9 protein-coding genes are annotated in these 13,386 nt (G+C 58.0%); 5 read left to right on the top strand and 4 right to left on the bottom strand.

What is annotated here, in order from left to right; all coding sequences use genetic code 11:
* Positions 1–200: 200 nt before the first annotated feature.
* From K663_RS14580 to K663_RS14570, 3 genes are all read left to right on the top strand, one after another.
* Positions 201–2,504: a GumC family protein gene (locus K663_RS14580; protein WP_145902283.1), complete on the top strand. Its 2,304-nt coding sequence runs from the start codon at positions 201–203 to the stop codon at positions 2,502–2,504.
* A gap of 308 nt (positions 2,505–2,812) precedes the next feature.
* The gene (locus K663_RS14575; protein ID WP_201026642.1) at positions 2,813–3,892 is read left to right on the top strand and encodes a UbiA family prenyltransferase; all 1,080 of its coding nucleotides are present in this window, start codon (positions 2,813–2,815) and stop codon (positions 3,890–3,892) included.
* A 23-nt stretch (positions 3,893–3,915) separates the two neighbouring features.
* Positions 3,916–4,611, top strand: coding sequence for an HAD family hydrolase (locus K663_RS14570; protein ID WP_063619070.1), 696 nt, complete (start codon positions 3,916–3,918; stop codon positions 4,609–4,611).
* A gap of 36 nt (positions 4,612–4,647) precedes the next feature.
* Here the strand turns inward: K663_RS14570 and K663_RS14565 are convergent, their stop codons facing one another.
* Both K663_RS14565 and K663_RS14560 read right to left on the bottom strand, forming a co-directional pair.
* Positions 4,648–5,091 carry a hypothetical protein gene (locus tag K663_RS14565; RefSeq protein ID WP_063619041.1) on the bottom strand — a complete coding sequence of 148 codons (444 nt, stop codon included), beginning with the start codon at positions 5,089–5,091 and terminating at the stop codon, positions 4,648–4,650.
* Between the two features lie 109 nt (positions 5,092–5,200).
* The gene (locus tag K663_RS14560; RefSeq protein WP_062119058.1) at positions 5,201–6,364 is read right to left on the bottom strand and encodes a hypothetical protein; all 1,164 of its coding nucleotides are present in this window, start codon (positions 6,362–6,364) and stop codon (positions 5,201–5,203) included.
* Positions 6,365–7,042: 678 nt separating this feature from the next.
* On the opposite strand from K663_RS14560, the gene K663_RS14555 reads away from it, so the two are divergent.
* Positions 7,043–8,209 carry a pectate lyase gene (locus tag K663_RS14555; RefSeq protein WP_235589455.1) on the top strand — a complete coding sequence of 389 codons (1,167 nt, stop codon included), beginning with the start codon at positions 7,043–7,045 and terminating at the stop codon, positions 8,207–8,209.
* A gap of 45 nt (positions 8,210–8,254) precedes the next feature.
* Here the strand turns inward: K663_RS14555 and K663_RS14550 are convergent, their stop codons facing one another.
* Complete coding sequence (locus tag K663_RS14550) at positions 8,255–9,403, bottom strand: O-antigen ligase family protein (protein WP_158511187.1); 1,149 nt, start codon at positions 9,401–9,403, stop codon at positions 8,255–8,257.
* A 383-nt stretch (positions 9,404–9,786) separates the two neighbouring features.
* Positions 9,787–10,605 (bottom strand): response regulator transcription factor, encoded by an 819-nt coding sequence (locus K663_RS14545; protein ID WP_083535919.1) that lies wholly within the window; start codon positions 10,603–10,605, stop codon positions 9,787–9,789.
* Positions 10,606–11,258: 653 nt separating this feature from the next.
* Here K663_RS14545 and K663_RS14540 point away from each other — a divergent pair.
* A complete protein-coding gene (locus tag K663_RS14540) occupies positions 11,259–13,340 on the top strand; it encodes a polysaccharide biosynthesis protein (protein ID WP_062119046.1) in 2,082 nt (693 codons plus the stop codon).
* Positions 13,341–13,386 lie beyond the last annotated feature (46 nt).

Below are 13,386 nucleotides of genomic sequence, written 5' to 3'. Positions count from 1 at the left end.
GGCGGCCAGAAAGCCGACTTTAGTTGTCGCATATGACGCCTTCACGCCGAATGGCGGGCAACTTCTCTTTCGCGCGGTGATGCTCGAAGGGGTTAATCATTATTCCTGCCGACTGCGCCCTAAGATTGTTTGATTAGGTCCTTTAAAAGCAGGAGGGTCGGCGACTTATGGGGTCATGAACCCTGGTGGAGGACATTTTCATGTTATCGCAATCGGGAACGCTGAACGCACCGCTTCTCGAAGACAGATCTGACCGGCCGGTTGAAGGTGGAACAGGACCTTCCGGCCTCTCGGTTCGCCAGGTCATCAAGATTATCCGCCGGCATGAACTGTTGCTTGGCGCAATCGTGTTCTTCACCGTGCTGACCGTTCTCCTGATACAATTGACGGCAACGCCTGTTTATCAAGCCACTGCGACGGTCCAGGTTGAACTGAACGATGATAGCGGATCGCCGGATCTGGCCGCGCGCAACCAGCAGCGCGTCGCCAATGAAGCTGGCATCTATCGGTCCCGCTCTCTCGCCGAACGCGTGGTGCAGGATTTGAAGCTCGCCTATGATCCGCGCTTTACCGAGACGCCGCTCCCCGCAAACGCGATTCTGGATAATCGGCGGTTGCAGCGCCTTGCCGGGAGGCTGATGTCCAGCACGTCGATCACAAGCCTCAAGGAATCCGATTTCATCGAGATCACCGTGCGGTCCACATCGCCGGATCTGGCGTCGGAGATCGCCAACCAGTTTCCCGCCAGCCTCGCTGCTCACCGGTCGGTCATGCGCGATGACCGGCAGACAAAGATCGTCCGCCAATTGGATGACGAGCGGGCACGGCTTGCCACCGAGGCTCACGAGGCCGAGCGGGTGGTCGCCGACTTCCGCCGCGAGCATCAGCTGCTCACTGGCGCGGGCGGGGCGGAAGATTATGCACAGATCAATCGGATCGCGGCGGAAGCCGCATCCGCCGCCGCCATGCGTGCCGCGCAGAGCGCGCGCGCCGCTGGCGTAGCGCAGGCTGTAGGAAACATCACGACGGTTGGCGCGACCTCTCCCTTGCTTGACCAGCAAAGGCGGCAATTGGATGATCTGACCCGCACGCGCAGCGAACTGGCTATGATGTATGGGTCGGAACATCCCAAGATGCGTGGCCTCGAAGCGCAGATCTCGGAAACGTCCACCAGCATGCGCCAGGAACAGGCCAGGGTTCTTGCCGCGGCTTCAACGCAGGCGCAGGCGCAGGCCGCCCGCGAAGCGGGCATGGCGCGGAGCGAGGCCGCCTCCGCGGCATCCCGCGCCGGTCAATTGGAAGGAACGCTTCGGTCGATCACCGGTAAGGCGTTTGCGAATACGGCTGCTACCGTCGAACTGAACGCGCTTGAGCGGAATGCGGAGGCGGCTCGCAGCGCATTCGCCGCGATGAGCACGCGGGCGGAACAGGTAAAGACCAGTCTTGCCGCTTCGGGCATTCATTCGCGCCTGATGTCACCCGCAGCCGTCCCGCAGGATCCGATCTCGCCGCGCCCGAAGTCCGCAACCTTCGCCGCCTTCGCGGGGTCATTGATTCTTGGACTGCTGATAGTGTTTGGGATTGAGTTGACGGATAATCGCCTCTGGAATGCCGAGCAGATATACCATCAGTTCGGCCTTCGCACCTTCGCCATGTTGCCGGAACTGGCCGGTGACGCCCTGATGTCGGCGAAGGCGAATCCTGTGCTTCAGGATCCTCAGTCGCTGTTCGCCGAAGTGGCTCGGGGCCTTGGAAGCGAGGTGGCCGAGATAGCCCAGCCCGGAAAGGCGCAGACGGTGCTGATCACTTCGCCAATCACGGGCGATGGCAAATCAACGGTGACCCTTACATTGCTCGCGGCGGCTGTTGCCATGGGCCGCCGCGCCATCGTCATTGATCTCGATCTGCGCCGTCCCAGTGATGAGATGCGACGTTCGACCGACGATTCCGATGGAAGGCCTGACCTGGTCGATTATCTGACCGGGGCTGTCGATGCGCGTCACATACTTCCTGCGCCTTTGAGGCCACAATTGCCTGGAAGTGCAGAGTCGCCTGGGGTCACCGCCGTGGAGCCGGTTGTGCTCAGCGCACGGGAACCTGCGCGCAACCCGGTCGCGCTCATGCGGCTAGGCAGGGTCAACGAATTGCTGGATCATCTGCGCGAGCAATATGACCTCATGATCATCAACGCGCCACCCACGCTCGCCACCCGGGATTCACGTATGCTGATGAAGGCAGCCGACCACACCCTGCTGGTCGTGCGCTGGGGTCGCACCACGATCGAGCAAGTGCGCGCCGCCCTGCAGGTGCTGCAAAAGCCGGTGGACGGCGTGGTCATAAATCGTGTGGATTATGCAGAACATGCGCGCCGCGGTTATGGCGACCCCGTTCAGTTCTACATGGATTCAGCGGAATATTTCGACGGCGAGATGCCTACCCGCCGTCGTTGGTACGAGCGGGTAGCTTCGTTCCGCTGGCGGGATCGTGCAGGCCATATGGCGTGATCAGATTGGCTGGATCCGGATCGCCGGCGGCATAATCTGAGTTCTGTATAATAATTGACCTAATGTACAGGGGGGGCAACCCAGATCCTGGTCAGTCTCGAATGGGCAGAGAATAGACTCGTTTGCACGCAAGCCAACGAAGAGGATTTTCTACCATTACGTTGATAATTCAGGGATTGTTCGAACTCATAATCATGGCGGAATGACGCTGACCTATATCCATAAGCGTCGCAAATTGCCCCTTTTGATCCTGCGGCGACACTGGTTTGGCGCAGACCTCTATGGCAATACTATCTGCAACATTGCGCATGATAACGGTCAGCGAGCGAGTCTCGTTCGGTCAGCGATCGCTACGAGCGGGATTAGCTTATCTGCATTGCCGGAAGGAGCAGAAAGTGATGATCAACCAGTCTGACGCCACAAACCCGGGCGCCATTCCCTCTCAAGCATCGCTGCGCGACTATCTTGCAATCGCGCGCTTTGATCACATGACGAAGCACGTCTTCATCATCCCGGGCATTGTGTTGGCCTATGCTATCCACCAGGGCGCGGCGCATTTTTCGATCGATCGACTGGTGATTGGCTTCCTGAGCGCTATCCTGATTGCATCGGCCAATTATGTCATCAACGAATGGCTGGATCGCGAATCCGACGCCTTTCATCCGGTCAAATCAAAGCGTACCGCAGTTCATCATGCGCTTTCGCCGACTCTTGTTTATGCCGAATATTTCACGTTGCTGCTCCTTGGGCTATTCCTGGGCTACCAACTGGGACATCTCTTCTTCGTCGCTTCGGTGGCGTTCGGGCTCTCGGGGATAAGCTACAATGTCGAGCCGATCCGGACCAAGGACAAGGTCTATCTCGATGTCATCAGCGAATCGGTAAATAACCCGATCCGTCTGGTGCTTGGCTGGGCCATGGTTGATCCTAGCGCTCTCCCGCCGGTCAGTCTTGTCATAGCATATTGGGCAGGGGGCGCGTTCCTGATGGGCGCCAAACGACTGAGTGAATATCGCGATGTCGTTGCTGGTCAGGGCGTCGAGATGCTGCACCGTTATCGCAAGTCGTTCCGTAGCTATTCGAGTGAAAACCTCACGGTATCCTGCTTCCTCTACGCTATGCTGTCGGCATTCTTCATTGCCGTGTTTCTGATTAAGTATCGCCTCGAATATATTGTCGCCTTCCCTTTCATCGCAGGGCTGTTCGCAATCTATATGTGGTTAGCGTTGCGGCAGGGGTCGGTCGCGCAGCGGCCTGAACGACTATTCCGTTCGCGCCGCCTGCTGGCCGCGACTGGCCTGGCGGTACTGGCGGTGGCGGTCGCGACCTTTGTGGACCTGCCATGGCTGGACTCGCTCTCGCAGCCTTATCTTATAAAAGTCGATTGATCGGGCGCGACATGGCGGCACAGATGTCCATTCCGTTCGACTGGAACGCGATCGATCTCGTCATCTTCGATATGGACGGCACGCTCTACGATCAAAAGCGCTTGCGCGCGCGCATGCTGGTGGCTCTGATGCGCGACGCGATCGCCCGCCGAAGCCTCGACACGCTGCTGACGCTTCGTGAATTTCGTCGCTGTCGTGAGGCGCTGGCGGAAAGCCCGACCGCGGACTTCCTGGTTGCTCAATATGCCGTTCCCGCGACCCGGCGTGGTTGCACCGCCGACGCTGTGCGCGCGCTGGTCGCCGAATGGATGGAAGATCGCCCCCTTTCCATGCTTGCGGCCTGTCGCCGCTCGGGGGTCCAGCGGCTCTTCGAAGCAATAGCTCGCGAGGGCAAGCGGATCGCAATCTTTTCCGATTACCCGGCGGCGGCGAAGCTCGCCGCGCTGGGCCTCACCGCCGATTTTGTCGTCGCCGCTACTGATCCCGATGTGGGCCGTCCCAAGCCAGACCCGACAGGCCTTGAGAAACTGCTGCGGTTGACGGGGGTTGCTCCCGACCGTGCGGTGCTGATTGGCGATCGTGTCGATCGAGACTGGGCGGTGGCTGCTCGTCTTAATGTGCGCGCGCTTATCTTGTCCCGTGGTGCTTCAGGGGAAGTCGAGCGCTTCGCGTCTTTTGCGGACGCTTTGTTCCAGCCTCTATATACGGAAATGGCTTGACGCTTGGCGGCCGTAACAGTCCGGTAAGCACAAGGTTCAGAGGCGTGACGTCTGTACCAGCACGCCGGAGAGCTTTTCCGCCCTGTCCTTCGAGGACACGGAGAGGCCGATCAGCACCACTCCAAAAACAATGGCTCCGACCCCTACGAGCTTGGTCATGGGCATTGGTTCCCCAAGGATGAAGTAGCCCGACGCTACCGTGAGGACCAGGCCCAGTCCAATGAAGGGGTAAGCCGTCGAAAGATCGACGTGCGCCAGAACCAGTAACCACACCACCGCACTCAATATGAAGCAGCCAAGCCCAAGAATGATCAGAGGCGAGGTTGCAATGACGACTGCCGCACGGAACAACGACTGCTCAGATTGGGCTAGCGCGCTTTGCACTGTAGCGCTGGACATGCCGATCTTCAGGATCAGCTGTGCAGCCGCGGATAGGAGTACGCTTGTCACAATCAGTCCGAGGAGCATTGCCTTTGCCATAAATCCGATTTCCTTTTCGTAGGCATCGCCTTGTGCGACTACCAGACATGTCGTTAGCCAAGCCACCGTCTCTTCGGCACCTGCGGAGCATGGGTGTCGCCACGCCTCCTTAGCTAACGCTTGGCGAGGGTTTAGAGCCTTCGGCCTCTGCCAGGGTCGTAAACGGCGGGATGGAGCCCCTTGACCTTGCCACACTGCGCCCGGAATTATTCAGTGCGCGCGAACCCGCGCCTAGTGATGACCGCGCCATGCTCTCGACCGCGCCAAGCAGGAAAAGCGGCATTGAGAACATGACTATCCGGCCGACATTATACTGAACGTCAAGTGCTAGGGCGAACAGGAACAGGGCGATTATGCTGCCCAGATCGCAGACATAGACCATAGGATCACGGCTCTGCCTGATGCCCGTCCACCCCAAGACGAGCAAGACGATCGCCGGCCAAAGATTTTGATAGGCTCCCTTCATGCCGACGAGACTGCCGACCGAACCGATTATCCCGGAAAGATAGGTGCTCGGATCCCGTTGATTGTCGAGGCCAGGCAGTGCGAGCGTGAGGACCGCTGCGGCATAAGCTGCAAGCGCGACGGCGGCGATGCCCGCCATGACCAAATGAGCCCTGCGATGCTCTGCGACGAACAGCGTTCGAAGGCTCGTCGCAAAGAAGGCAATCAGCGCCACTTTCTCGTTGACGATTGTCCCGAGAATAACTGCGGCGGCGAAGGTGGCGATTCTGCGCTCCACCATGGCAATGGCCGCGATAATAAGCGGCAGCGTCGCTATGCCATCCACGGAGCCCATGCCCAGGTAGCGCGTCAGTAAAAGGAACATGAGGGCCGCGGAAAAGGCCCAGCCCATCGAAACATTGCGCCAGAATGCGAGATAAAGTCCCCCGATACAGGCGGAAAGGGTCGCATAGGCGGCATTGGCCGCGCACATTGCCTGCAATGCTCTGATATGTTCGGGATCCATCAATATGGGCGCTTGCTGAATGCCCTGACCGGAAAACATAACGACCGGCAGATAGTAGAATGGCGCCGCCAGGATTATGGAACCGAGACGATATGGGTGAGGGCTGGGTGGAATCTCTGCTCCGGGTTCGCCCAGCAGCCACAGCAGATATCGGGAATAATCATCATATGACATGATGCCAAAATAGGCGGCTCTATAGGATTCGAAGAACATGGGCAGGATAGCTGCCACGACTATGGTGACCAGAAATATTGGGGTCAGATAGGCTTCGCGCGTTTCCGTAGGATGCATTTCGAATGCCATGTCTTCGCCTCCTCATCCCCGCGCCGCGGTGAGTGATATCCATTTGGGAAGGAATCGATCGATCGGGATTGAGCGCAGAGTATGGCGGCCGGTCACGAGACATTCCCTTGGCTTTGGCTAATCACGACTTTTTTACAGTAGGCCCCCTTAATTCACACGTGCGATTTCGGGCAAACGCCACCCCTTGGGGGAATGCTCTGCCTCGTTGGATAAGTCCGGAATAGTTGTTTCGATTTTCGCCACGTAGGCGATCATTACGCAATGAAATTGGCGCGAAAAGCAGGCACGACCTGGGAAATGGTGCCCGCCGGGCACATCATGCTGCACCCCTTGCAAGCGGACGGCATGTCGCCGACACATGCCCGACGCGTGCCAGCCGCTGCATTGCCCCGGGTAAGCGTTGGGCGTTCGTGCGTCGCGCGTAGGGGCCTCCCAAAATTATGCATAATCTTCCTGATGATTACCCCGGCTGTTGCGGAGGCAAGGACCCAGGAGGCCTTTCCCGGGGCGGTCGGCCATGGTCGGTATGCCAGTGGCGGGCGAGGCGGCGCGATCATAGCGGTGACAAGCCTTGCCGACAGTGGTCCCGGGACATTGCGCGCCTGCATTGACGCTTCGGGGCCGCGCACTTGCGTTTTTCGTGTGAGTGGCGTGATCCGCTGGACGACTGAGCGCCCCGTGATCAGCAATCCCTATATAACTATCGCAGGACAGACGGCTCCCGGTGGTGGAATTCTGATAACGCATGCTGGCGGCAAATATGGCTTGACGCCGCTCGTCGTCAAAAACACGCATGATGTCATCATTCGCCACATCCGGGTGCGGCTGGACAACCGCGGTGAAACGCGAGCTTCCGACAGCGGGATCATCTTCGAAAAAAGCTCCAACGTCATCATCGACCATGTGAGCGTTTCATGGGCAGAGGATGAAAGCATTGGCGGGCAAGGCCAAAACGACAATATAACCATATCCAATTCGATCCTAGCCGAAGGTTTGCGCAAACATGACAAATGCGCACTTCTAAGCAGCGATCCGAAAGGAAAACAGAATCTGACATTCATAGGAAATATCTGCGCCCACAACGGAGATCGCAATCCCGATGTCAATTTCTTTCCCGGCTCTTGTGTCGATGTCGTCAACAACCTTATCTACAATGCGCGATCCGATTTTGTTGAGGTTTGGGAACAACATGGCGGAAGCCCCGTCAACATAGTAGGAAACTACTTCAAAGCCGGCCCTAACATGATCCCTGGACGATATATTGTCGCTCGTCAGTCGGTGAAGGCGACAGGCCGCGCGCGGATCTACGTAGCTGGTAACCACATTGACGGGATGATTGATCGTGAACCTCCGGCCTACGTCCGCGAAGCGATCGTGCAGACACCGTCATGTCCCATTGGCGTTCCGGTCATCGGCGCGAAGCGGGCCTATGATCGCGCGCTGACGATGGCCGGGGCCTTTCCCAGGGATGCGGTGGACAAACGGGTTGTGGATGAGGTGAAAAAGGGAACGGGCAATATCCGCCACAACCCCGGCACCATTCCCGAGATTACCGAGGGGACGCCTTATACCGATTCTGACGGTGACGGCATGGCCGACAGCTGGGAGAAAGCGAACGGCACCGATCCCAACAGAAACGATGCTTGGGAAGATGTGGATGGCGATGGATGGTCCAATTTGGATGAATTTCTGGATCATGCGCATCGGCACGTGTTGACAGGTTCAAGCCTTGCGGAAACCCAGGGATACTCCGTCAAAGCCGGGATTGTCACCGCAGGTGTCGTTGCTCTCGCCGTCGCCGCGATCGCTGGTCTGAGAGGCTTTCTAAAGGCGGCTGTGGCTTGAAGATGGAGGCAAGTCTGGCATCGTCCGTCCCCACTGAAAGGACATTCAACTCTCCAGCGGTGGAAGGGTGTTGCGCATGCCTCGGCGCTGCGTGGTAGAGGGGAAAAAGCGGGGATTGATCACACCCTGCCCCACCAGTGCCGGACTTACGGCAAGGAAGACGAACAGGAACCAGCAGCGTCCATAAGTATGCGGCATCGCCATGAGGGCGTTGGCAAATGTGACGACTGTGGTGAATATCGTCAGGAGCACGAGCTTCCCATATCGAGTTCTGTACCCTGCAATTCCCGTCAGCACTGGAACGGCCAGTAACACTAAATATCCCAGCAGCGAGAGGCCGCCACCTTCGTTCAGCAGCAGCAGGTAAAGGTTGTGGACAGGAAGACCATGTCGGCTGGCATGGCGATACTGATCTGCGCCCAGGCCAATGAGGAGATTCTCATCAGCCATCTCCAATGCTTCCTTGTTCAACTCCTGACGGCCCTCGAACGTCCCTGCGCTCGAAAGATCACCGGAGTTTACTGCGGAAAGGACCCTGGTTTGGAATGTTGCGGGAAGATAATTTTGGCCCAAGGTCAGCGCCGCGCTGCCGAGCAATGCAATAATGATCAGGGTTTTGAAATTGCGCCTGCCGCCGAAGAAGATCAGGGCAGCAGCGATCATGCTGTAGAGGCCGGTATTGGAACTGGTCAGGATTACGCCTGTGATGAGAAGGGTCATGCAGAGCAGCGCAACCCAGGGCCGCATCTGTTTGGAAAGCAGTAAAAGCCAGACGAGCGGCATGGCCATGACCGTCAGCACGGCCATGCCGTTGGGATTGCCGGCAAAACCCTGCAGCCGCCTGTTGCCCGTGACCAAGGCCATCTGCACCCTTTCCGTGCTGTAATGGCCGGCCCAATAGACGATGGCACCCAGAAGGCACATTGCCACCATGCCCAATATCCCGCATTTGATCAGGCGGATGACTTCCTCTTCCGGCCGCCGCAGCAGGACAAGAGGGACAAGCAGATAGGCAAAGCAGTATTGCGCGGTCAGCACCAGGCATCGGACAACGTCACCCTTGAAGACACTGCCGATGAAGAGGCCTCCACTGAGCATCAGCAGGCCCAGCAACCAAAGCCAGGTGAGATTGGCGAAGGGGGCGGCAACCCGGCCGGTAGAAACGCGCAGAAAGAAAGCGCCCGCGAACATCATGTCGCTCAAGGTGATGTAGATGCTTGGATATCGGAACGAATTATAAGGCGCAAAAAACACCGCACCTTGCAAAAGCATGAACTCCCACCTGTGAAGTTCGTCAGTCCAGAACTGAGGCTGTACCTGTGGGGGCCCGCTGCGGCCTCGCATGGGCAGAACATAGCTGCTTGTCTGATAACGACTCGTCTGCACGCCTGACGCTCCGGCTTCGGATTCTTCTCGGTTTCGTAGTTAGGATGCAAATCTCGCTTTGCTTAGTCCATTGCACATATTGCCTTGCCGAGCGTTAAAAAGGGCAGTCGGCAATACCCGATTGGATAAGTGGCCGACAGTAAAGCTGATAGCAGCGGCTGATGATAGTGCAGTTCCCGCCGCCAAGGGTTTCAGCTGCTGGCGGCGAATCCCGATGTGCTGGAGCCGGATGCTTTTGCAGAAAGCCCAAATGCCTTTACCGATGAAGACGAAGAGATTGCAGGGCCGCTGTCAGTCGCCGGGCCGTGCAGTCCCTGACTAGCAGCCCAAATGGCCGCCTGAGTGCGGTTGGATACTCGCAATTTGCGGAGAACCGCTTTCACATGAACCTTAACGGTAGCCTCGCTGATCGAAAGTTGACGCGAGATGATCTTATTGGGGAATCCTGCGGCCAGGCGGCGTAATATCTCCATTTCCCGCACCGACAAATTTGCGCAGTCAATCGACGATGCACTGGGCGTTTCCTCGCACAAGGCCGATTGATCGAGCAATTTCTGAGCCAGTTGCGACGGGAAAATCTTTTCGCCCAAGGCGATCAGGTCGAGATATCCTCCCAATCTTTCGCAGGACAGGTCGTTGATTAGATAGCCTTCGGCGCCGGATCGGAAGGCCTCCAGCATGCTGTCGAAATCGAACTTATTGGCCAGTATCGCGATCCTGGCGGCGGGACACTGCTCTCGAACTTCCGCAAGCGCTGCGCCGGTCCATTCCATGCCCTGATCCTCGATCAAGAGCATAAGGCATGCCGAATCGGCGACGTCAGCGAGACCAGGCTCGTCAAGCCGAGCGCCGGTATAGAGAATTTGTCGATGTTGAGAGGAAAGAACCCGCCGGAGACCCTCCCTGACGATCGAACTTCCACCCACGAGCACAACATCGGAAACAATTGTCATCGTCCGCTTCCTCTCAGCACCACGCAAGAGCTGTGATGGATTGAAATGCAAAAGCATTTTGACCGGAACGACCCAATTTATTGTGCGGGAGAGTATCACAAATGTTGTTCTGAACAACCATGCATACACATTGAAAAAAACTTAACCCAAATAAGGAATGGATTTTCATTAACTTGGTAACCGCATGAATATGAGGCTATTTTTCGTAGATTGCACACCGGCCTATATCAGCCCTGTCGCTAAGCGTTGAATATCCTGCGTGAAATCGAAGCGATCGATTCGTTTCGCACTCAATGAGAGTTCTGCCGCTGCCATGGATTTCATCGGACAGCCGCCCCGCAGACAAATTGCCGGGAACGTTTTCTCGGAACAGCGCTGGTGCAGCGATTCTTATGGTTTTGGACGACTCTGAATGTTGGCGGAGACGCACCGCTGGGCATGTCAACTAACCAAAAAGATTTAACCCTGCTTCATCGGGGAAATCATTCTGGCCGTTAGCCTCCATATCTGTTGCTCGTTCGGCCATCATTCGGCTCGTTCCTGCCACAAGGGATGATAGCTGTCTGGTTCATTGCGGAGCGGGACCAAGTCGCTACCGTTTCGTCAGTGATTTGGACAATCGAGGTCCTGCATGCTGTGACAGATCCTTTCTGGCTGCATGCGGCGCTCGCCGATCGAAGGTCTTTTTTTTGAACCGCAAAGGTTTTGCCATGGATGCGAGCGCGCCGCCCGCTGGATCTGACCCAATTCTCGATGACCTCGCGGATCGACGCGCAGGTGTTCCGGCGGGAGCCCCGGTTTGGGCGGTACTGCTTCACGATCTTCTGACCCGGCCGACCGGCTTCCCCGGCCCGGCCCGCTTCGCCGCGTTGATGCTGATCGACGCATCGCTGATCCTGGTCACGTTGCTTCTCGTTGTAATGGCTGTGCCAGGCGATGTGTCGGCGGCCTTCCATGATCGCCCCAGCCTCATGGTCTTCTTCAGCCTGGTGGCGGTGTTCACTATTTGCCTCACTGGCCTTTACTGGCGAAGCTGGCGCTTCCTGTCATTTGGCGACTGCATTGCCCTTTCGACGGCGGTGGCAGGCGGCGCGGGGGCGGCATGGGGTCTGTGTCTGATTATCTCGACAAAGATCCGCTCTGCTCCGCTGGAGGTGGTGGGCTTCGGACTGCTTCACTCGGCTCTGCTGCTGGTGGCGATGATCGGCGTGCGAACCATACGCCGGGGCCTGCGTGAATTTGCCCTGGCCCATATCGTGCCGCCGGGCGCCAGCCATAACATCTTGCTGCTGGGCGAGCTGGACTGGATCCGTTCGCTCATGGACATGCTCCGTGCGGAACGGGTCAATCGGTTCAATGTGGTAGGGGCGCTGACGTTCGACAGCCGCGAGACGAGGCTGCAGGTAGCCGGCGTGCCCGTGCTGGGCTCACCTGACAAACTGCCGCATATTGTGGAAATGCTGGCCATGCGGGGGCAGAAGCCGGAAAGCCTTGTCATTCGCAGTGACACGGCGATGCCGCGCCGTTCCTTTTCTCATCTGGTGAAGCTGGCTGATCAATGCGACCTCACCGTCGCGCATGCCAATGACCTTCAAAAGACGAAGGACGGCACTCCGCACATCGAGATCAAGCAGTTTGAGTTGGCCGATCTGCTCGGTCGTCCCGAGGTTTCGCTTCAGCGCAATATAGTGGATCGGTTGATCCGGGCGCGACGTATACTGGTCACGGGGGCGGGTGGTACGATCGGGGGCGAACTGGTGCGACAGATCGCAACCTTCAGGCCCGCGGAAATCGTGCTTCTCGACCATTGCGAGTTTAATCTCTATTCTATCGAAATGCAGGCGCGGGATATGTTCCCGGACCTGATCTGCCGCCCGGAACTATGCTCGATACGCGATAGCGCGGCGCTCAACGACGTATTCCAACGCCATCAGCCGGAGGTCGTGTTCCACGCGGCCGCCCTCAAGCATGTGCCGATCGTCGAAGCCAATCCCTGCGAAGGCGCGCATACGAATGTGCTTGGCACGCGGAACGTCGCCGATGCCGTTTGCGCCTATGGTTCGCTTGCCATGATTCAGGTTTCCACGGACAAGGCGGTCAATCCGGTCGGCGTCATGGGCGCCACCAAGCGCCTGGGTGAACTTTATTGCCAGGCGCTGGACCTCATCGGCCAATGCGACCCTGACAGCCCCCGCTTCATGACCGTGCGTTTCGGCAATGTGCTGGGGTCCAGCGGATCGCTTGTGCCCCTGTTGCAGCAGCAGATGGCCGCCGGCAAGCCGCTCACCATCACGCATCCGGACATCAAGCGCTACTTCATGACGGTGGGAGAGGCGGTGCAGCTCATCCTGCAGAGTAGCGCCCGCGCCATGGAAACGAATATCGACCGTGGCACCATCTTCGTCCTCGACATGGGCGAGCCGATCAAGATCGTCGATATCGCCCGGCGGATGATCCGGTTGGCCGGCCTGCGCCCCGACATTGACGTACCGATCAAGTTCGTCGGCTTGCGCCCGGGCGAAAAGCTTTATGAGGAGCTGTTCGATGCCACCGAGGAACAGCTTCGTTCCACCATTCCGGGCATCATTGAAGCCAGTCCGTGCCCCGTTCCGCTCGAAAAGCTGGTAAACGCCTTCACTGCGTTGGCGAGCCTCATCCATGCCCATGATGAAGATGGGGTGCGCGACCTGATGAAGGAAATGCTGCGCGCGCCGGCACAGTCCAACTGGGCAAAGACACTACGGGAGCTGACTCGCGATATCGATCTCGTGGGGAAGGCTGCAAATGAATGATGGACCGCGCCCGCAACGGCTTCGGTCCGTCACTATCCCTACGAAC

It is taken from the genome of Sphingobium sp. MI1205, assembly GCF_001563285.1.
In the GTDB taxonomy this organism is placed as follows: Bacteria; Pseudomonadota; Alphaproteobacteria; order Sphingomonadales; family Sphingomonadaceae; genus Sphingobium.
This window is presented reverse-complemented; position numbering and strand designations above follow the sequence as displayed.

Bases quoted from the DNA above. Each gene is read 5' to 3' on its own strand.
- K663_RS14560 (WP_062119058.1), bottom strand. From the start codon at position 6,364: ATGGCATTCGAAATGCATCCTACGGAAACGCGCGAAGCCTATCTGACC.
- K663_RS14575 (WP_201026642.1), top strand. From the start codon at position 2,813: ATGATAACGGTCAGCGAGCGAGTCTCGTTCGGTCAGCGATCGCTACGA.
- K663_RS14550 (WP_158511187.1), bottom strand. From the start codon at position 9,403: ATGATGTTCGCGGGCGCTTTCTTTCTGCGCGTTTCTACCGGCCGGGTT.
- K663_RS14570 (WP_063619070.1), top strand. From the start codon at position 3,916: ATGTCCATTCCGTTCGACTGGAACGCGATCGATCTCGTCATCTTCGAT.
- K663_RS14540 (WP_062119046.1), top strand. From the start codon at position 11,259: ATGGATGCGAGCGCGCCGCCCGCTGGATCTGACCCAATTCTCGATGAC.
- K663_RS14580 (WP_145902283.1), top strand. From the start codon at position 201: ATGTTATCGCAATCGGGAACGCTGAACGCACCGCTTCTCGAAGACAGA.
- K663_RS14545 (WP_083535919.1), bottom strand. From the start codon at position 10,605: ATGCTTTTGCATTTCAATCCATCACAGCTCTTGCGTGGTGCTGAGAGG.
- K663_RS14565 (WP_063619041.1), bottom strand. From the start codon at position 5,091: ATGGCAAAGGCAATGCTCCTCGGACTGATTGTGACAAGCGTACTCCTA.